Here is a 19,963-nt window from a genome sequence, read left to right on the forward strand (position 1 = left end):
ATAACCATGTCGAACAAACAACCCGAATGGGAAAAAAAACTACAACAAATGCGCGCCAAACGCGACAGCCGCCCGTCTGAGCAGCCTGAAACGCACACTGCCCCTGCTCCCGCACCGATACAAGCAACAGAAAAAAAACACCACCTGCATGCCGAATTCAAACGGCAGGTCATGAAAAATTATCTGAAAAGCTGGCAGGCCAGGCACAATGCCGCACTGGCCGGCGAGCTGACCGAAACCGACACCACCGTTCTGCTGGAAGAAGACTGGCTGAACGCGCAAAACGCCCTGCAAGGCAACATCAAACCGGAAGACATCCAGGAAAAGCAGGCCGTCTGGCTGAACCCCAAACGTCAATCCGCGCAAACGCCTATTGCCGAAGAGCCGGAGGAAAATGCCGACAGCACCGAAGCCGTGCCCGCCCCGGCCGACATCCCCGTCAACGTAAACGTCTTAAATCCGCAGGGCGTACCGGGCAACCGCCCGGTATTCTGCCTGTCGGAACAAGAATTGATCGACCGTCTGATGCAGCGTCTGATGCCGCATCTGACCGATGCCGTAAACGGAGTCGTCCGCACCGCCATTACCCGCCAGGCCGCCAACTTGAACCAACAGCTTTATCAGGCCGTTACCTCGGAAACGCCCGAATTGGTGAAAGACATCCTCGACTACAACCTGAAAAACGTCCTTACCGAACTGAAATACGACGTAAAATACAACAACAAATAACCGCAAGGCCGTCTGAAAAACACCTGCAAACCGCTTTTCAGACGGCCTCGTCCTCACCATGTCCGACCGCAACCACCGCATCAACCACGAACCCGTTTTCCTGCTGAATGCCGTACCCTGGCGTGAAAGCAGCCTGAGGCTCGAAGTATTCAGCCGACGTTACGGCCGCGTCGCCCTGCTGGCACGCAGCGCGCGCAAAAGGCAGAGCGAACTGCGCGGCATCTTGATCCCGTTTGTCCCCATCGACGCATCATGGTACGGCAACACCGAACTCAAAACCCTGCACCGCGCCGAATGGCTGGGCGGCTGGCCCCAACCGCAAGGCAGAGCCATCTTCAGCGGCCTGTACCTGAACGAACTGGTTTGGAAACTGACCGCCCGCGAAGACCCGCATCCAAAGCTATACGACGCGCTGGCCGAAGCACACCGGGAAATCTGCACCCGAAACAACCACGTTGCCGCCCTGCGCCGCTTCGAATGGCGGCTGCTGAGCGAACTGGGCTATGCCCCCGACTTACTGCACGATGCCGACGGAGCAGCCGTAGAAGCGGAAAAGCAATACCTGCTGCAAGCCGAACAAGCCCCGCTATTGCTGGCATCGGTACCGAATAATGCAAACGGTATCACCGCAAACGGCAGCACCCTGCTGCAACTGCACGCAGGCCGTTTCGACAACGGCGAAAGCCTGCAACAGGCATTGCAAATCACCAGGATGCTGCTGGACTTCCGCCTGCCGGAAGGCATCAAATCGCGCCGCATCCTGCAACAAATACAGGCTTTTCAGACGGCCTGAGCCACTGGAAACCCTTTTTTCAGACGGCCTCCCCGAGTGTATATGGAAGGCCGTATGAAAACCGAAAACATCATGAATGACACGCTTCCCCCGGATACGCTTATCGAAGCCGCCCTGCTGACCCAAACCGAACCGCTGAGCGAAAAAACCATGCGCGAACTGTGCGTGCCGCCGCTGTCGGCCGACAAGCTCATAGACGTGCTGGCCACCTTGAAAACCCGCTGGCAAAACCGCGCCCTGCAACTGGTACATACCCATGAAGGCTGGCGGTTCCAAATTGCGCAAGCCGCATTCGAACGGCTCGGCAGCCTGCAGGAACAGCGTGCGCCGCGATATTCCCGCGCCGTAATGGAAACACTGGCCATCATCGCTTACCAACAGCCCGTAACGCGCGGCGACATCGAAAACATACGCGGCGTGGCCGTTTCGCAAAACATCATGCAAACCTTGCAAGACCGCGGCTGGATAGAAGTCATCGGCCACCGCGACAGCATAGGCCGCCCCGCCCTGTGGGCAACCACACCCGCCTTTTTGAGCGACCTGCAGCTGGAAACGCTGGAACAACTGCCGCCGCTGACCGAATTGGGCGAACTCGTCCTGCCCGAAGCGTTTCCCCAAGACGGCTCAACGGAACAGGAAGACAATGAGTCCGATTCGGCTTGGGATACACAGTCGGAGAAAGAACCATAACCGGCAAAATCCGCATCCGTCCCAAGATACCCACCAAAACTATTTTTAACCCATCCTGCCGCGCAAGCCGCAGAAGAACCCGCCGTCCGGCGGGTTGGAGAACATTATGACCAAAAAAACAATCAGCAAACGACAATGGCGCGACGGCGTGTCCGCCAAACCGAAAAACAGCCGCAGGCCGTCTGAAAACACGGCAGCAAAGGCAAAAAGGCCGTCTGAAAAGCCTGCATCAGGCCGTGCCGCCGTGCAGAGGCCGTCTGAAAACAAAACGTCAAACCGTTTTGAAAACCGCACAGAAGCACCGAAGCAGCATGCCGCCAAAGCCAAAAAACTGGTCGTCCGCAACCCGAACCGCAAAATCATGGAACGCGCGCGCGATTTGAAAGAACGCCGCAGCGATTTGTCGCGCATGGAACCCGAACGCCTGCAAAAAGTGCTGGCCGCCTCAGGCGTTGGTTCGCGCCGCGAAATGGAAGATTGGATTAACAACGGCTGGGTAACGGTCAACGGAAAAACCGCGCAACTGGGCGACAAAATCACGCCCGACGACCAAGTGCTGGTTAAAGGCAACATCATCAAACTCAAATGGGCAGACCGCCTGCCGCGCATCATCCTGTATTACAAACAAGAAGGCGAAATCGTCTCCCGCGACGACCCGCAAGGCCGCGTCAGCATCTTCGACCGCCTGCCGCAGGCCGCCAGCAGCCGCTGGGTCGCCATCGGCCGCTTGGACATCAACACCAGCGGCCTGCTGATTCTGACTACATCGGGCGAACTGGTGCAGCGTTTCGCCCATCCGCGCTTCGAGGTGGAACGCGAATATGCGGTGCGCACGCTGGGCGGCCTGACGACCGAACAAATGCGGATGCTGACCGAAGAAGGCATCATGCTCGAAGACGGCTTGGCCAAAGTGGAGCGCATCCGCGAACAAGGCGGCGAAGGCGTAAACAAATGGTACAACGTCGTGATTAAAGAAGGCCGCAACCGCGAAGTACGGCGCATATTCGAATACTTCGATTTGACGGTCAGCCGACTGGTCCGCATCGGCTTCGGCCCTATCGGCCTGCCCAACCGCCTGAAGCGCGGCCAGTTTTACGAACTGAATCCGGCCGAAGTGGCCAACATTGTGAAATGGGCCGATATGGGTCTGCCCGGAGAGCGGCGGCGCAGATAAGGCCGTCTGAAACACCCGGTCGTCTGCTTTATTTTCAGACGGCCTTCAATCCATCTTCCACCAAGTAGCGAACATGACCAAAATATTATTAAGCCTCTGCATCCTGTTGCCGTCTGCCGCCGTTTCCGCTTTCTCCATCCGCCCGCTGACGGCGCCGGCCGGCTACACTTTAAAGGAAACCGTCTGCCGCACGCACACAATGCAGCAAGACGGCTTCCGCTTCGACAAACAACCGCCGCACTCCTATCTGGTCCGACGCAGCGGCTCGTTCCGCATCGTTTTCCCCGACGGCCGCGCCGCCTCCGACACCGCTTACCGCAACGCAAAATGCGCCGAACCCTACGGCTACATCCTGCAAAATTCAAACGGCAAATGGGGGATGACGGATAGCGACGGTCAAACCATACTGCCGTTTGAATACGAAGACATCGACTCCGTCAACCGCCAATATGCCGCCGCCAAACGAAACGGCGGCTACGGCCTGATAGAAATCAGACCGAACGGCACACCCGCCGTATCCGCCCCATTCGTGTGGCAGCAAATCCGCCCGGGGTACGAACATTACCGCCTCACCCACCTCCAAGTGCGGCAGAACGGCAAATGGGGCATTGCCGATTTGAAAGGGCGCGTCCTGATTGCCCCGCGTTATCAAGATGTCGGCCCGCTTGCCGAAAACCGCCTGCCGTTCAAACAAAACGGCAAATGGGGGCTGGCCGACGGCAAAGGCCGCCAAATCCTGCAGCCCTCGCTCGGCCATATTTCCGATTTCCGGCACGGCTTGGCGATATTGTCCAACCGTTCCGACGGGCAACACGATAAAAACACCCGCTACGGCTATATCGACCGCCAAGGCAAAATCGTCCAGCCCGCGCGCTTCACCGCCGCCTCGCCGCTGGCGGAAGAGATAGACAAACGCATATACGGCCGTGCAACAGACGCGCAGGGGCAACACTGGAAAATAAGCCCTTCCGGACAGGCTGAAAAAGACTGATTAACCAACCCGCCCCAACTGGCCGTCTGAAAACAACATCCTACTTTCAGACGGCCTTTCCCTTAAAAGTAAAGCAATATGGACTGTTGGCAAATACTGGGCATAGAACCCACCAATAACGAACGCGCCATCAAACGCGCCTACGCCAAACAACTGAAAACCACCCGCCCCGACGATGACGCGGCAGCCTACCAACAACTGCGCGAAGCCTTCGACTACGCCCTCGCCGTCGCCCCCCATATCTATATCGATGCAGACGGGGATGAAGACGAAGATGCCGACGGCGATATATGGCCGTCTGAAAATGACGGACAACCCGAAACAGGGCAAACCGGCTGTTCAGACGGCACATCCGCCATTCCCCCTGCTTGGGAAAACGGCAACGGCGAAGAAAAAACCGTCGAGAGGCCGTCTGAAAGCCCGTTTGACGGCACATCCGTCGCTTCCGATACAGATAAAGTCTTTTCAGACGGCCACGACATACGCAGCCCCGAATACTTGTTATCCAAACTGGAGCAATGGTTCAACGAAGCGGGCAGCGAAGGGTTGCTTCACAGGCTCGGCGAATTCCGCGCCTCACTGGACGGAATGTCTTGGGACGAGGAGGAGCAAATGTCGCGCTACTGCCTCGACTTCCTGCACAAACACGACATCACCCACCCCCTCTTGTGGTCGGAATGGTCGGACACTTTCGGCTGGCCCCACGAAAGCGCGGCCGATACGGCCGAAGGTTTTTCAGACGGCCCCTATGCCGCAATATTGCCCGAAGAGCTCGAAACCCGGCTGGAAGAATGGTTTGAACAGGGCGGCTGCGACAGCCTGCTGAAACACCGCGAACAAATTTTTACCATGCTCGACCAAATGCCTTTGGGCGGCAGCGAAGAAGCATCGTATATGTGCGCCGCCTTCCTGCGCCGGCACGACATTTACGACCGGCCACTGTGGCTAGAATGGTCGGATTATTTCGGCTGGCACGAAGACAAGCACGGCCGGATTCTCACACCCGTCGAAATGATGCGGCTGCAGAACTTTCGCGAAAACGCAGTCCTCTCCCGCCTGCTTGCCCGCTCCGACGACGAAACCCGTTTTAGTGCCGAACCCGACCCCATCCCCTACACCCGCGCTTTCGACCGCTTCCTCGGCAGACGGCCCGGCTTTTTCAGGCAACAGCTTGCCGGCTTGGCCGCCGTTTTATCCTGGCCGAACTTATCGTCCGAAACCACACAAGAGCAGCGCGAAGCCCTTGCCTTCTCCCATTTTTCACTCTACGACCTATTGCAAGGGGGGAAAACCGGCTACGGGGCGTGGATAGTCATCCTCGGACTGCTGCTGTTCACCACCCTGTTGTTTACCGTCGAAAACCAAGCATTTTCCGATTTGCCGGTTACCGTCATTGAAACTTCTGTAGTTGCCGGCATAATCGCCCTCCTGCATAGTTGGTTATGGAATATCGCCGCACCCCGTTGGCAAACATTCAAATACCACCCTATTACTGCGCTAATCTACCTGTTTGCCATGCCCGCCGTCACGATTGCCATTCAAATTTTCCCCTTACGCAACACCCCGGAGCCGACATTCCTTATCCTCACTTTGATACCACTTGTTTCATGGACTTATTACCTTTCCCGTTACAAAATGGCGTGGGTTGTCGTCTCCTTGTCTATGACCGGCTTCATCGCCTTCGCTTGGTCGTTATTAAACGATCTGGAGTCGGTGTCCGAAGAATTCCGCATCGCCTCTTATTGCGCCATCCTGCTGTGGTTCAACGCCGCCCTCTACCTGCTTGAGCACAAACCAAACTGGCTCGCCGCCGTCGAACGCCCGATCAACCTCTTATTGAACGGGCAGGCCTCCCGCCTGCAACAGCCGTTCTGCATCCTGTATGCCGCTGCCGTCTGGCCGCTGCTGTTGCCCGCCCACGTTGCCCGCACGGTGCAAAACGGCCATTTGGGCACGGTGCTGGAAGTTGCCGCTATCGGCCTGCTTTTGATGCTGCTCATTCCCGACAGTCTCTATCCTTACGGCTTCCTGTTGTTCTATCCTGCCATGATGCTGGCAGCCTGGCTGCGCCGCTACTCCATGCGCGGGCTGCTGAAACTGATGCGGCGTTACCCTGCCGCCGACGGCCAAACTTAGTCCGCCGTATCTGCCCGGACATTTGTCTGCCGCCCAAGCAGGCCAACCCTTCAGCAGACATCGGCAGAAATCAAAAGGCCGTCTGAAAGCCCGACTTCAAGGAAGTCCGAAGCTTTTCAGACGGCCTTTTGATGCCCTATCGAAACCTATGTCGAGTTTTCCGCATCGCGGCAGATTTCGATGGCTTCCTGAAGGCTGGAAACGCCGAAGATTTTTAGATTCGGAAACTCTTTTTCGTTGCGCGGCATATTGGCTTTGGGGACGATGGCGCGTTTGAAGCCGAGTTTTTCCGCTTCTTTGAGCCGTTCTTGTCCGCGCGCGACGGGGCGGACTTCGCCGCTCAAACCGATTTCGCCGAAGGCGACCATTTTTTCGGGCAGCGGGCGGTTGCGGAAGCTGGAGAGCATGGCGAGGATGACGGCGAGGTCGGCGGCAGGTTCGCCGATTTTGACGCCGCCGACGGCGTTAAGGAACACGTCTTGGTCGAAACAGGCGATGCCGCCGTGGCGGTTGAGGACGGCGAGCAGCATGGCGAGGCGGTTTTGTTCGAGGCCGACGGTGAGGCGTTTGGGGGTGAAGCCGTGTGCGTCATCGACCAATGCCTGAATTTCGACCAGAAGCGGGCGGCTGCCTTCCTGTGTGACTAAAACGCACGAACCCGGGGTGTCGTCGCGGTAGCTGGCGAGGAAGATGGCGGACGGGTTGGACACGCCTTTCAAACCGTTTTCGGTCATGGCGAACACGCCCAGTTCGTTTGCCGCGCCGAAGCGGTTTTTGATGGCGCGGATCATGCGGTAGTTGGAATGTTGGTCGCCCTCGAAATACAGCACGGTATCGACCATATGCTCCAATACGCGCGGGCCGGCAATCGCGCCGTCTTTGGTAACGTGTCCGACCAGTATCATGGCGATGCCCATCTGTTTCGCCATCCGCGTCAGTTGGGCGGCGCATTCGCGCACCTGCGACACGGAACCTGGAGCGGAAGTGATTTGGTCGGAATACATGGTTTGGATGGAGTCGATGACGACGACTTCGGGCTGATGCTGTTTCAAGGCCGTCTGAATCGCTTCCATGCGGATTTCGGCAAGCAGGTTCACGCCTTCGGTGGGCAGTTCCAAACGTTGCGCGCGTAGGGCGACTTGTTGGGCGGATTCTTCGCCGGAAACGTACAGCACTTTGCGGCTTTGTGCCATTTTGGCGATGGTTTGCAATAACAGCGTGGATTTGCCGATGCCGGGGTCGCCGCCGAGCAGGATGACCGCACCATCAACCAGGCCACCGCCCAATACGCGGTCGAGTTCGCCCATGCCGGTCGGGTTGCGCGGCACTTCGGTGGCGGTAACGGCGGAGAGGGATTGGACGGTCGAGGTGTCCGCCGCCCAAGATTGGAAGCGGGCGTTTTTCGGTTCGGGCGCGGCAAGGCTTTCCTGAAGCGTGTTCCACTCGCCACAATGCGGGCATTTGCCCTGCCATTTCGGGGAGGTGCCACCGCATTCGGTGCATTGGTAGATGGTTTTTGGGGCTTTTGCCATGTGTCGGTTTCCGCTGTCGTGATGATGTTGGGAGGCCGTCTGAAAAACCGGTTCGGCGTTTTCAGACGGCCTGTTTGCGCTTATTGTTTTTGTGCCGCATTTTCCAGTGTGTTGAGGAATTTTTCTACATCTTTCCTGAAATAACTCATCCGATTGCCGCTTGCCTCATCGGTCAGTTCCAGCATACTCGGCTTGTTATCGACCACAAGCATCCTGACTTTGATCGTACTTTTCTTGCCGATTTCTTGCCTGTCCCGCTGTTCTTTGCCGTTTTTCACAACCCGATAATCGGTAACGGTCTGCCGCAACACCTGCCGCTCTTCGTCGAATGTCCAAGTGAATTGCTGTTTGATGATAACGGGCTTGCCCTCGGTCTTGACCGTCAGAATCATTGTGTCCACACCCGTCCCGTCGGGATGCATGGTCGTCGCGTTAATCAGCGAACCTTCTTCATTTTCTGCCGCATTGCCCCAAAATCCGTACAAATCATTTTGTCCGACTTTGTCGGCAATGCGCATCCTGTCAGCCTGCCCGGCGGCGGGTTTCTGCTTGGGTGCGGCGGAAACGGGCGGGCTGAGGAATATCAGGCTTGACGAAACCATTAAGGCGGGCAAAATACTTTTTAAAATCTTCATGCTGTTTTCTTCCGGCTAAATTCAATCAAAACGGCAAAGCCGTATGGGGATGCTTATTTCAATGTGAGGCCGTCTGAAAAACGGTTAAGCGTTTTCAGACGGCTTTTTTCCGCTAACGGGCTACAAATAAACCGTTTCGCCGTTTCTGCCTTTGCTTTCGCTGCCCAGCCAATAAATGAAGGCGGGCATGATGTCGGCCGGTTCGCGCCGTTCGCTTTTCGATTCGCCGGGGTGGGTTTTTTCCCGCTGCGGCGAGTTTACCGCGCCGGGAATCAAAATGTTGGCACGCAGGTTGTCGAAGCGTTCCCATTCGTCGGCAATGCTGAGGGCGAGGTAGTTCACTGCCGCTTTCGATGCGCCGAACCCGCCCCAGTAGGCCTGCGCTTTTTCGCTGTGGCTTTCGCTGACGAAGAGGACGGATGCGTCGTCGGACTGTTTCAGCAGCGGGGTGAAGGCGCGGGTCAGCCCCATCGGGCCGACGGTGTTGATGCGGTATTGTTTCACCCAGTCGCCGACGGTTTGGAATTCGAGCGGGGACAAGGCGGTGAAGCAGCTCGCGCAGTGTACGATGCCGTCCAGCCGTCCGCCCGTGGCTTCGCCTATGGTGGCGGCCAGTTGGGCGAATTCGTTTTCTTCTGCCGTGAGGAGGTCGAAACAAACGGCAAAAGGTTCGGGCGAACCGGCGGCAACGATTTCGTCGTACACTTTTTCCATGCGTTTCTGGCGGCGCGCCACCAGGACGACGGTCGCGCCTTCGGCCGCGCAGTGTTTCGCCACTTCCGCACCTATGCCTTGCGAGGCTCCGGTTACCAAGATGGTTCTGCCGCTTAATTTTCCTGCCATGGCTGTTACTCCCGTTTTATTGAAGGTTGATAGGCTGTCGAGGCCGTCTGAAAAAGGTTTTTCAGACGGCCTCTTTGGTCTGTTGCCTTTGCTACTGCCCTGCTTTCAATTCCTGCCACAGTTTGGTTTGCAGTTTGACGGTTTCCCGCGATTTGGGCAGGACGACGAAGCTGTTGGCCCGGACTTCGTCGTCGGGGAAGACCGACGGGTCGGCGGCATATTTCGGCTGCATCAGTTCGCGTGCCGGTTTGCTCGCCGGTGCGTAGGTGACGAAATTGCCGTTTTTCGCCGCCACGTCGGCCTGAAGGGTGTAGTTGATGTATTTGTGGGCGTTGAGGACGTTGGCAGAATCACGCGGAATCATGAAGGAATCCACCCAAAGTCCGACGCCGGTTTTCGGGGTGAGCACGCGCAGTTTCACGCCGTTGCCCGCTTCTTCGGCACGGGTTTTGGCAATGTTCAAATCGCCGCCGTAGCCGATGGCGACGCACAGGTTGCCCGATGCCATGTCGTCGATGTAACCCGAAGAGGTAAAGCGTTTGATGTCGCCGCGAACTTTCCTCATCAAATCGGTGGCGGCTTCAATGTCGGCCGCTTCTTCGCTGTTGGGGTTTTTGCCCAGATATTTCAAGGCCAGCGGATATTGCTCGGTCGGGCTGTCGAAGAAGCTGATGCCGCAGTGTTTCAATTTGGCGGTGTATTCGGGGTTGAAAACCAAATCCCATTCGTTTTCCGGCCATTTATCGCCCAAAGCGGCTTTCACTTTGGCTTCGTTAATCGCCAGGGTGTTGATGCCCCAGAAATACGGTACGGCGTATTTGTTGCCGGGATCGACCTGTTCCATCTGTTTGAGCAGTTCGGGATCGATGTTGCTGTAATTCGGGATTTTGCTCTTATCGATTTCCCGATAGGCACCAGCCTTGATTTGGCGGCCGATGTTGGAGATGGAGGGGGCAACCAGGTCGTAGCCTGAATTGCCAGTCAGCAACTTGGCTTCCAAGGCTTCGTTGCTGTCGTAGAAATCGTAGCGTATCTTAACGCCTTCGGCCGCTTCAAATGCGGAAACAGTGTCAGGATCGACGTAATCCGACCAGTTGAAAATATTGAGTTTTTTTGTGGCGGCAGGCTGTTTGTCTGCGGCGGTATCCGCGCCGTCGGATGCTTGGTCGGAACCGCCGCAGGCTGCAAGCAGCAGGGTGCTCAGCACGAATGCCGGTAGTGTTTTTTTCATGGGTGTGTCCTTGGAGTGTGCGCAACCGCATCTTCCGGCCCAATTGCAGCCGGCTGAGGTTCCGCTGGGAAAAATGATTCCGCCTGCCGTATTTTCACGGTTTCCGGCGCACCCCGCCGCGATCCTGAATGTCCTTCTCTCTCTTAACGGTGTTGTCGCGCATTAAACGGCAAAAGCCCGTACGATGCAAGCGGCTTTCGGGGTTTTGCCGACATTTTTTAACGGCCTGTTACGTTATCGATACGCCGCCGCTTGCTTTTCAGACGGCCTGTAATATGGGAAAATCGCCCGATTTGAAATTTGTACGAGGGCGGAATCATGTTGGACAGGGAAGGCTATCGCCCTAATGTCGGTATCATCCTCATCAACGGTCAAAACCGTGTCTTCTGGGGCAAGCGGGTGCGCGAGCATTCGTGGCAGTTCCCGCAGGGCGGCATCAAGCCGGGCGAAAGCCCGGAAACGGCCATGTACCGCGAATTGATGGAAGAAGTCGGCCTGCTGCCGCACCATGTGAAAATCATCGGGCGCACGCGCGACTGGCTGCGTTATGACGTGCCGAACAACTGGGTACGGCGCGAATGGCGCGGCTCTTACCGCGGGCAGAAACAGATTTGGTATCTGCTGAAACTGGTCGGCCGCGAAAGCGATGTACACCTGCGTGCCACCAGCCACCCCGAATTCGACGGTTGGCGTTGGCACGATTACTGGGCACCGATAGACGAGGTTATCGAATTCAAACGCGGCGTTTACGAGGGCGCGTTGTCCGAACTGGCGCGTTTCTTAAAGAATTTGGAACCGCGCGAAGTGTTTGAACGCAAAAAATTGGAAAACGCACGATAATCGGTTTTCCAATACATCAGGCCGTCTGAAAACACTGCGGGAGAAAATCCCCTGCCGTATTTTCAGACGGCCTTCCCTTTGCCCGCCGCTTTCTTCACTAACGGCCGGACGATAAAACCGAAAACCCCGCATACCGTTCCGATATGCAGGGTTTTTCACGACAATCCGCTTATCTCTTCACTTCTTTGGCCAGATACAGCCAAGTTTCAATCACGGTATCGGGGTTCAACGAAACGGTATCGATGCCCTCTTCCACTAGCCATTTGGCAAAATCGGGATGGTCTGACGGGCCTTGCCCGCAGATGCCGACATATTTGTTGTGCTTGCGGCAGGCGGAAATGGCCAGATGCAGCATAACTTTAACCGCAGGATTGCGTTCGTCGAAAGAGGAAGCAATCGAACCGCCGCTGTCGCGGTCCACACCCAAAGTCAGCTGGGTCATATCGTTTGAGCCGATAGAGAAGCCGTCGAAATACTGCAGGAATTGCTCGGCCAAAAGCGCGTTGCTCGGCACTTCGCACATCATAATCAGGCGCAGGCCGTTTTTACCGCGCTCCAAGCCGTTGGCTTTCAATGCCTTAACCACGGCTTCCGCTTCAGACAAGGTGCGGACGAACGGAATCATGATTTCGACGTTGGTCAGCCCCATGTCGTCGCGGACGCGTTTCAAGGCACGGCATTCCAAGGCGAAACATTCGGCAAAGTCTTCGGAAACATAACGCGCCGCACCGCGGAAGCCCAACATTGGGTTTTCTTCGTGCGGTTCGTAACGGCTGCCACCAATCAAGCCCATGTACTCGTTGGATTTGAAGTCGGACATCCGCACGATGACCTTGCGCGGGAATACGGAAGCGGCCAGCGTGGACACGCCCTCGGCAATTTTATCCACATAGAAATCGACCGGAGAGGCATAACCGGCAATACGGTCTTCGATTTCCTCACGGATGTCTTCGTCTTGACGTTCGAACTCGAGCAATGCTTTCGGATGGATGCCGATTTGGCGGTTGATGATAAATTCCATGCGCGCCAAGCCGATTCCTTCGCTGGGCAGGCCGGAGAACGAGAATGCCAACTCGGGATTGCCCACATTCATCATGATTTTCACCGGCGATGCGGGCATGTTGTCCAAAGCGATGTCGCTGACTTCCACATTCAGCAAACCGTCGTAAATAAAGCCGGTGTCGCCTTCGGCACAAGAAACCGTTACTTCCCGGCCTTCCTGCAGGACGGAAGAGGCGTTGCCGCAGCCGACGACGGCCGGAATACCCAATTCGCGCGCGATAATCGCCGCGTGGCAGGTACGTCCGCCACGGTTGGTAACGATGGCCGCCGCACGTTTCATCACCGGCTCCCAATCGGGGTCGGTCATGTCCGTAACCAATACATCGCCTTCTTTCACGCTGTCCATCTCGGAAGCGTCTTTCACCAGGCGCACTTTGCCTTGACCGACCTTCTGACCGATGGCCCGGCCTTCGGCCAATACTTTTTTCTCGCCGGAAATCGTGTACCGGCGCAGGCTGCGGCCGCTTTCTTCTTGGGATTTAACGGTTTCGGGACGTGCCTGCAAGATATAGATTTTACCGTCCACGCCGTCGCGGCCCCATTCGATGTCCATCGGGCGGCCGTAGTGTTCTTCGATAATCAGCGCATATTGTGCCAACTCGGTAATTTCTTCGTTACTGATGGAAAACTGTTTGCGCTGCTCGGCCGGAACGTCCACCACCTGCACGGACTTGCCTGCCTGAGCCTGTTCGGTAAACACCATTTTAATCAGTTTCGAACCCATGGTTTTACGCAGCACGGCGGGACGGCCGGCACGCAAAGTCGGTTTGTGGACATAGAATTCGTCGGGGTTTACCGCGCCTTGAACCACCATTTCGCCCAAACCGTAGGACGAGGTCACGAAGACGACTTGATCGAAGCCGCTTTCGGTATCCAGCGTAAACATTACGCCCGAAGCGCCGCTGTCGGAGCGCACCATGCGCTGCACGCCTGCCGACAAGGCCACGATATCGTGCGCGAAACCTTTGTGGACGCGGTAGGAAATGGCGCGGTCATTGTAAAGCGAGGCAAAAACATGCTTCATGGCTTCTTTGACGTTGTCCAGCCCGTTGATATTCAGGAAGGTTTCCTGCTGTCCGGCAAAAGAGGCATCCGGCAGGTCTTCGGCGGTGGCGGATGAGCGCACGGCAACGGAAATCGCGTCGGTGCCCGCATCGGCCGTCATTTTGTTCCAGGCTTCTTCAACCGCGCGGTCCAGCTCTTCCGGAAACGGCGTTTCCAAAATCCACTGGCGGATTTCTTTGCCGACGCGCGCCAATTCGTTCACGTCGTCCACATCCAGCGCGGCCAGTGCGGCGGAAATACGTTCGCTCAGGCCGTTATGCGCCAAGAATGCGCGGTAGGCTTCCGCCGTTGTGGCGAAACCGCCCGGCACGCGCACGCCTTTTTCTGTCAGTTGGCTAATCATCTCGCCGAGGGAAGCGTTTTTTCCGCCAACGCGCTCCACATCGGTCATACGCAGATTTTCAAACCAGATAACATAATTTTCAGCCATTTGTGTCGTCCAAAATAAAGGTTGGGAAAGGTAAAGGATTCAGCGCGGCATTGTAACCAGCCTGTGCCTTCGTGTCATGCTTTTTTCAGACGGCCCGTGTGTTTCGGCCGTCTGAAAATTGCGCTCCGCCTCATTGTAGTCGAGTGAAACAAAATCCGCCCGACAAATGTAAAACCGATATAAACACCACCAAATCTTATAGTTAAATGATATTGCAAAACCCTAATCAAGCAAATTTTACGCACAACAAAGAAATTTTATGCCGATAAAAAAATAAAAAGAAATTTAATAGCTAAATTATATTTGACAAAAATTTCATGTAGCACCATGTAACATCCGTCCCGCACTTCAATTTCAGACGGCATCTTGCTATCATCCGCGCCTGTTTTCCAAACCAGACAGCGAAAGAGAGCCGCATCATTATGTCGCGCAGACACGCCTTTTTTATTTCCGACCGCACCGGCCTGACTTCCGAGAGCATGGGCGAAGCCTTGCTCGACCAATTTCAGGAAGTGAAATTCAAACGCTCCACCTACCCCTTCGTCGATACGCCGGACAAAGCCCGTGCGATGGTAAAAATCATTGAAACCGCCGCCAATCAGACCGCCATGCGGCCTTTGGTTTTCTCCAGCATCATCAACGAAGAAATCCGCGACATCATCCGCAACAGCCCGGGCCTGCACCTGAGTTTTTTCGATGCCTTTCTCGGCATATTGGAAAAAGAACTGGGCACCAAGGCCCGCCACGAAGTCGGACGCAATCACGGCATCTCGGACACCGCCCGCTACGATGCCCGCATGGAAGCGGTAAACTTCACCCTCAACCATGACGACGGCGTCAGCGACAAAGACCTGAAAGATGCCGACGTAATCCTGATGGGCGTATCGCGCAGCGGCAAAACCCCGACCTGCCTGTATCTCGCCCTGCAATACGGTATCCGCGCCGCCAACTACCCGCTCACGCCCGACGACCTCGACAAACCCGACCTGCCGCCGATGGTGAAACAGTACCGCAATAAAATCTACGGCCTCACCATCAAGCCCGAACGCCTGGCCGACATCCGCGAAGAACGCCGCCCGAATTCGAACTACGCCAGCATCTCCACCTGCAAACAGGAAGTAGCCGACGCGCAGGCCATGTTCCGCCGCTTCGACATCCCGTTCACCAACACCACGCACAAATCGGTGGAAGAACTCGCCGCCAGCATCATGCAGGCCTGCGGGCTGAAACGGCGTTTCTAAACGCGCACATGGTTCAGGCCGTCTGAAACACCGTTGTCCCGGTTTTCAGACGGCCTGAACCTTTATCCGCCGCAGCCTATTTATGCCGGAGAACCAGCCTGAACACACCTTCCCGCCTCTCCGAAGCCAGCAGCACATGGCCGGTTTGGCGGCAGAACGCGGCAAAATCGTCCGGCGCGCCCGCATCCGTGGCATCCACCGTCAAAACGTCGCCGCAGGCCAGAGCGGCCAAAGCCTTTTTCGCCCTCAAAATCGGCAGCGGGCATTTCAGCCCGGTTACATCGAGATAATGTTCGCTCATTTTCATCGCCTCAAATCAAAAGCGGCGGATTATACGCCTTTCATCGGCATACCGCCCCACGGTACGGCAAAACTTGTCTGCCGACCCGCCGTTGGTGCTAGAATCCGCCGCACAACCTCCCACACAAGGAAATGACATGCCGAGAAAATACGCCGCCCTATTCGCCCTCCTGCTTGCCGCCCCTTTCGTCCAAGCGGAGAGATTCAGCCTGAAAGACAACGAAAACAGCTCCCGCTATGTGGAAACCGAGGCCGACATCAAACGCCGCACCTTCACCGAAGCGGAAGAAGCCCTGGCCCCCTTCCCTGCCGAAGGCACAAAATGGTTCGAACTCTACGTTTCCCCCACTTTCGACAAACACCTCCTGATTTCCCCCGACAGCATCCATGCGGCCGAAGACGGCACCGTACGTTACGTCCTCAACCTCCGTTCGGGAAAAGGCATTGACAACATCAGCAGCGAGGCACTGTATTGCGCGCCCGGCTCGTTCTCCAGCCGGCAAGGCAAAAAACACTCTTATAAAATTTATGCCTACGGCGACCCCGTAAACAAACGCTGGATCAAGGCACGCAATCCGCAATGGCAGGAATTGGGCGGCGCAGCCACCAGCAATGCCGCCGTGCGCGCCGTACTCCACGATGTCTGGTGCGTGGACGGCATACCGTCCGGAGACGGCGCACTGCTGGAACGGCTGAACATACGCGGCGGCAAATATGAAGCCGACGGCCGCCGAAGCGACCGTGAAGCCAAAAAATAAAAACCGTCCGTTTTTTTAAGCAAACAAAACCGACAAACATCGAGGCCGTCTGAAAACTGTTTTTCAGACGGCCTCAAAGCATGTATAGCGGATTAAAATAAAAATGAGACAAGGCGGCAACGCCCGCCGTGTACGGGTAGTACATAAGGGCGTTGGCAACGCCGTATCATTGCAATTTTAATCCACTATATAGCCCACTATATAGCGGATAACGGCCCCGTCTTTCAGGACAATCCGTTTCACTGCCGCCATGCCTTATGCCAACCACTCCTTCGGCACGTTGCAGACCGGAATCGGTTGGATTTTGTGCTGCGCGGCACGGTTCAGACGGCGGTAAATCGCCAGCACTTCGCGCTGCCGCCCTTCGAAATCCTCGGGCTGCTTGTCGGCGGGAATGTCCATCGCCCATTCCAATTCGGGATAACTCGCGCCCATCTGCTGTTCGTCGGTGCGCTCGGTGTCCCACAGGCCGTCGGTAGGGACGGCTTTCCGTATCGCTTCGATAATGTCCAGACTTTCGGCCAAACGGTAAACCTGTGTTTTGGTCAGGTCGGCAATCGGACTGATGTCCACGCCGCCGTCGCCGTATTTGGTGAAGAAACCCACGCCGAAATCTTCGATTTTATTGCCCGTCCCCGTAACCAGAAGGCCGTTGATTTGGCCGTAGTAATACAGGGTCAGCATACGCAGGCGGGCGCGGCTGTTGGCCAGCGCGAGCTGCTTGGCCGGGTACTCTGCCTCGCTGACCTCCACCGTGTCGGCAAAGCAGTTGAAGGCGGGGGTGAGGTCGACGCGCAGACTGCGGACGTTGGCAAAACGGCTTTGCAAATCGGCAATGTGCTGCTGCGCGCGGTCGATTTGTTCGGCCTGCTGGCGGATGGGCATTTCCAACAGCAGCACGTCGAGGCCTGTTCGGGCGGCCAATGCGGAAACGACGGCGGAATCGATGCCGCCGGAAATGCCGACGATAAAGCCTTTAACGCGCGCCTGGCCAGCATAGTCGTGCAGCCAGCGGACGATGTGTTCGATAACGGCTTGTGTTTGCATGATTTTCTCTTTCGGATGTTTGTTTCAGACGGCCTTTTCGATGCAGAGGCCGTCTGAAAACGGATGAGCGGGATTTAGGAATATTTGTCGGACAGCCATTTTTTCAGGTTTTCACGCAGAAAGGCAAGCTGTTTGCGGTAGCGGCGGCAGGGCGAGCAGACGGCCAGGTGGAAGTTAAGCAGGACGCGTTCGCGCAGAGTCAGTTTCCTGTCTTGCGCTTCGGACAGCAGTTTGCAGGCTTCGCGGCATTTGAACATGTTTTCCTCCTTACGCGCCGATGTCGAACCAGCGCAGTTGCAGACAGCGGCGCAGGCTGTTGCGGGCCCGGTGCAGGATGACGTAGCAGTTGTCCCGCCCGATGCCGAAGCGGCCGCAGATTTCCTCTACTTCCATGCCCATGATTTCGCGCAAGTAGAAGATGCGGGCGGTGTCCTCCGGCAGGCCGCCGAGGCAGTTTTCCAGCGTGCGGAAAAAATCCTGCTGTTCGGCATAGTCTTCCGGCGGCCGCCAGGCGGCGGGGGCGGCGGTTTCGAGCCAGTGGCCGCCGGCATCGAAGCAGGTGTGCCAGGCTTGGTCAGCGGCTTCGTTTTCTTCGCGCAGGCTGTCGAGGCTGACGGCGGTGCGCCTGCCACTGCGGAAATGGTCGGCGATTTTGTTTTTGAGAATAGCCGTTACCCAGGTTTTCAAATCGGCTTCTTCGCGGAATTGGCCGAGCTTGCCCCAGGCGGCGGCAAGGGTTTCCTGCACGATGTCTTCCGCCTGCGCCGGGTCGCGCAGTTGGATGCGGGCGAAACGCAGGAGGCCGGGGCGCAGGGCGGCAAGCAGGCGGCCGTAGGTGTCTTGTTCGGGTGTGGTCATAAATCCCGATTCCGCCCGGCAGGCGCGGGCAGCAGCACGCCTGCTTCCACCCAGCTTCGGACGGCCTCTTCCAGCCAGTCTGAAGCGTCGAGGCCGTCTGAAAGCGCGGCCAGTTGCGCCGAGATGCCCGACAGCGTGTCCGCGCTCGCTTCTTGAAAGTGGTTCAGCAGCAATAGGTCGGCTCCGTCGAGGGCGGTGTAATATACTTTGCCCGCGTTGTCGCGCCAGGTGAGTACGTCGGCGGCCGCATCGTCTATGCGTTCGAGGCCGGAAGAGACGAAGTCGCAGGGATAGTGTTTCAGCCGCGCGCCTTCGGCCCAGCGCAATTCGGTGTTTTCGTCCCATTGCGGGGCGGCTTCGGGCTGGATGACGGTTTCGGCGTGCAGGAGGTCGGTTTCGAAAGCCATCATGTGCAGGATGTTTTCAGACGGCCTTTCGTTTTCCGGCCTGCTGCGGACGTAGTCGAGAAACTGTTTGGGGATGTCGTTGAAAAACGGCGACTGCGGGCGGGCTTCGAGCAGGAAACGCCGTTGCAATTCCTGCCACAGGCCGGTTTCGGCGAAACCGCCGGAAGCACTGAAGCATAAGTCGATGAAACTGTTTAGGTTGTTCAGCAACAGGCGGCGGTAGACGCCGAGCCGTCCGATGTCCACGCCTTCGGGGGCTTGCGCTGCGCCGCGCGCATAGTCGGCCAAGGCCGTCTGAAAGGCCGCGCTGCGGCCGCTTCCGTTGTCAGGCTGCATGGTTTTCATGACGCTCCTGCTCCGTTTGTTGTTGGATTCGTGCGATGCGCGCCACTTCTGCTTCGAGTTCGGCAAACGGCGGCAGGTTGTTGTCGCGTTCGAGCAGGGTCGGCACGCTGTGCGGCAGGCGGCGGCAGGTGTAGGCGAAGAGTTCCCATACGTCGCCGCAAACGGCCTGCCCGTGGGTGTCGATCAGCAGGTCGTCCCCTTCCCGGTCGTGCCCGGCCATGTGCATATAGGTAACGCGCCCCGCGTCCACTTGGTCGATGAAGTCGTGCGCGGCCAACAAGTTGTGGTTGAAGGCATTGACGTAGATGTTGTTCACGTCGAGGTGGATGTCGCAGTCGGCTTCCCGTGCGACGGCGTTGAGGAATTCCACTTCGCTCATTTCAGCCAGCGGGCTGTGGGCGTAATAGGAGGTGTTTTCCACCGCAATCCGCATTTCCAATATTTCCTGCACACGGCGGATACGCGCGGCGGTGTGGCGCACGGTTTCCCAGGTAAACGGCAGCGGCAAAAGGTCGTATACAAAACCGTTGTCGCCGCAATAGCTCAGGTGCTCAGAAAAAAAGCCGATGCGGTAGCGGGCAATGAACTCTTTAATTTGTTTCAGGAAATCCACCCGCAGCGGGTCTTGTCCGCCCAAGGAAAGCGACAAGCCGTGGCAGGCGACGGGAAAGCGTTCCGCCACTTGGTCGAACTGCCTGCGCGCCGCGCCGCCCATCCGCATCCAGTTTTCCGGTGCGACTTCGATAAAGCGGATGGGGCTGCCTGCGGGATCGAGGTGCAGGAAATCCTCCGCCATCGCGCGTTTGTAGCCCAAGCCCGCGCCTTGAAGTGTGGTTGCCATATCGTTCCTTTCGAA

General features: G+C 57.0%; 20 protein-coding genes. 9 read left to right on the plus strand and 11 right to left on the minus strand.

Translation table 11 applies throughout. From position 1 onward, the window contains the following. Positions 1-6 precede the first annotated feature (6 nt). The 6 genes from HMPREF3107_RS07765 (at position 7) to HMPREF3107_RS07790 (ending at position 6,513) form a co-directional block, all read left to right on the plus strand. Positions 7-729 (plus strand): hypothetical protein, encoded by a 723-nt coding sequence (locus HMPREF3107_RS07765; protein ID WP_070454791.1) that lies wholly within the window; start codon positions 7-9, stop codon positions 727-729. 58 nt (positions 730-787) lie between these two features. Next, positions 788-1,522 (plus strand): DNA repair protein RecO, encoded by a 735-nt coding sequence (gene recO / locus HMPREF3107_RS07770; RefSeq protein WP_070454792.1) that lies wholly within the window; start codon positions 788-790, stop codon positions 1,520-1,522. A 72-nt stretch (positions 1,523-1,594) separates the two neighbouring features. Continuing rightward, a complete protein-coding gene (locus HMPREF3107_RS07775; RefSeq protein WP_070454813.1) occupies positions 1,595-2,212 on the plus strand; it encodes an SMC-Scp complex subunit ScpB in 618 nt (205 codons plus the stop codon). A 106-nt stretch (positions 2,213-2,318) separates the two neighbouring features. Next, complete coding sequence (locus HMPREF3107_RS07780; protein WP_070454793.1) at positions 2,319-3,386, plus strand: pseudouridine synthase; 1,068 nt, start codon at positions 2,319-2,321, stop codon at positions 3,384-3,386. A gap of 73 nt (positions 3,387-3,459) precedes the next feature. Continuing rightward, the gene (locus HMPREF3107_RS07785) at positions 3,460-4,377 is read left to right on the plus strand and encodes a WG repeat-containing protein (RefSeq protein ID WP_070454794.1); all 918 of its coding nucleotides are present in this window, start codon (positions 3,460-3,462) and stop codon (positions 4,375-4,377) included. Between the two features lie 78 nt (positions 4,378-4,455). Then, positions 4,456-6,513: a J domain-containing protein gene (locus HMPREF3107_RS07790; protein WP_070454795.1), complete on the plus strand. Its 2,058-nt coding sequence runs from the start codon at positions 4,456-4,458 to the stop codon at positions 6,511-6,513. A gap of 146 nt (positions 6,514-6,659) precedes the next feature. On the opposite strand, the gene radA is transcribed toward HMPREF3107_RS07790, so the two are convergent. The 4 genes from radA to HMPREF3107_RS07810 form a co-directional block, all read right to left on the minus strand. Further along, positions 6,660-8,045: a DNA repair protein RadA gene (radA, locus tag HMPREF3107_RS07795; protein WP_070454796.1), complete on the minus strand. Its 1,386-nt coding sequence runs from the start codon at positions 8,043-8,045 to the stop codon at positions 6,660-6,662. 80 nt (positions 8,046-8,125) lie between these two features. Then, the gene (locus HMPREF3107_RS07800; protein WP_070454797.1) at positions 8,126-8,680 is read right to left on the minus strand and encodes a hypothetical protein; all 555 of its coding nucleotides are present in this window, start codon (positions 8,678-8,680) and stop codon (positions 8,126-8,128) included. A 120-nt stretch (positions 8,681-8,800) separates the two neighbouring features. Next, positions 8,801-9,523 carry an SDR family oxidoreductase gene (locus HMPREF3107_RS07805; RefSeq protein WP_070454798.1) on the minus strand — a complete coding sequence of 241 codons (723 nt, stop codon included), beginning with the start codon at positions 9,521-9,523 and terminating at the stop codon, positions 8,801-8,803. A gap of 91 nt (positions 9,524-9,614) precedes the next feature. Then, positions 9,615-10,754, minus strand: a complete 1,140-nt coding sequence (locus HMPREF3107_RS07810; RefSeq protein ID WP_070454799.1) for a polyamine ABC transporter substrate-binding protein — start codon at positions 10,752-10,754, stop codon at positions 9,615-9,617. Between the two features lie 318 nt (positions 10,755-11,072). Here HMPREF3107_RS07810 and HMPREF3107_RS07815 point away from each other — a divergent pair, with 318 nt between their 5' ends. Further along, positions 11,073-11,594: an RNA pyrophosphohydrolase gene (locus HMPREF3107_RS07815; protein WP_003771657.1), complete on the plus strand. Its 522-nt coding sequence runs from the start codon at positions 11,073-11,075 to the stop codon at positions 11,592-11,594. 169 nt (positions 11,595-11,763) lie between these two features. Here HMPREF3107_RS07815 and ppsA read toward each other — a convergent pair whose 3' ends face one another. Next, a complete protein-coding gene (gene ppsA, locus HMPREF3107_RS07820; protein ID WP_070454800.1) occupies positions 11,764-14,151 on the minus strand; it encodes a phosphoenolpyruvate synthase in 2,388 nt (795 codons plus the stop codon). Positions 14,152-14,573: 422 nt separating this feature from the next. Here ppsA and HMPREF3107_RS07825 point away from each other — a divergent pair, with 422 nt between their 5' ends. Beyond that, positions 14,574-15,392: a posphoenolpyruvate synthetase regulatory kinase/phosphorylase PpsR gene (locus HMPREF3107_RS07825; protein WP_070454801.1), complete on the plus strand. Its 819-nt coding sequence runs from the start codon at positions 14,574-14,576 to the stop codon at positions 15,390-15,392. Between the two features lie 76 nt (positions 15,393-15,468). Here the strand turns inward: HMPREF3107_RS07825 and HMPREF3107_RS07830 are convergent, their stop codons facing one another. Beyond that, positions 15,469-15,693, minus strand: a complete 225-nt coding sequence (locus HMPREF3107_RS07830) for a sulfurtransferase TusA family protein (protein WP_070454814.1) — start codon at positions 15,691-15,693, stop codon at positions 15,469-15,471. 136 nt (positions 15,694-15,829) lie between these two features. Here HMPREF3107_RS07830 and HMPREF3107_RS07835 point away from each other — a divergent pair, with 136 nt between their 5' ends. Continuing rightward, entirely contained in the window at positions 15,830-16,450 is a 621-nt protein-coding gene (locus HMPREF3107_RS07835) for a CNP1-like family protein (RefSeq protein ID WP_070454802.1), read from the plus strand. Between the two features lie 255 nt (positions 16,451-16,705). On the opposite strand, the gene nadE is transcribed toward HMPREF3107_RS07835, so the two are convergent. From nadE to HMPREF3107_RS07860, 5 genes are all read right to left on the minus strand, one after another. After that, complete coding sequence (gene nadE / locus HMPREF3107_RS07840; RefSeq protein ID WP_070454803.1) at positions 16,706-17,497, minus strand: NAD(+) synthase; 792 nt, start codon at positions 17,495-17,497, stop codon at positions 16,706-16,708. A gap of 74 nt (positions 17,498-17,571) precedes the next feature. Further along, entirely contained in the window at positions 17,572-17,754 is a 183-nt protein-coding gene (locus HMPREF3107_RS07845) for a zf-HC2 domain-containing protein (protein WP_070454804.1), read from the minus strand. Positions 17,755-17,764: 10 nt separating this feature from the next. After that, entirely contained in the window at positions 17,765-18,355 is a 591-nt protein-coding gene (locus HMPREF3107_RS07850) for a sigma-70 family RNA polymerase sigma factor (protein WP_070454805.1), read from the minus strand. Beyond that, a complete protein-coding gene (locus tag HMPREF3107_RS07855; RefSeq protein WP_083284651.1) occupies positions 18,352-19,107 on the minus strand; it encodes an HvfC/BufC family peptide modification chaperone in 756 nt (251 codons plus the stop codon). The genes HMPREF3107_RS07850 and HMPREF3107_RS07855 overlap by 4 nt, the downstream gene beginning before the upstream one ends. Further along, on the minus strand, positions 19,088-19,948 hold the full coding sequence (locus HMPREF3107_RS07860) for an HvfB family MNIO-type RiPP peptide maturase (protein WP_070454806.1): 861 nt from the start codon (positions 19,946-19,948) through the stop codon (positions 19,088-19,090). Before HMPREF3107_RS07860 ends, HMPREF3107_RS07855 begins: the two co-directional genes overlap by 20 nt. Between the last annotated feature and the right edge of the window lie 15 nt (positions 19,949-19,963).

Origin of the sequence: Neisseria sp. HMSC31F04, from assembly GCF_001807735.1 — a bacterium.
GTDB lineage: Bacteria > Pseudomonadota > Gammaproteobacteria > Burkholderiales > Neisseriaceae > Neisseria > Neisseria elongata.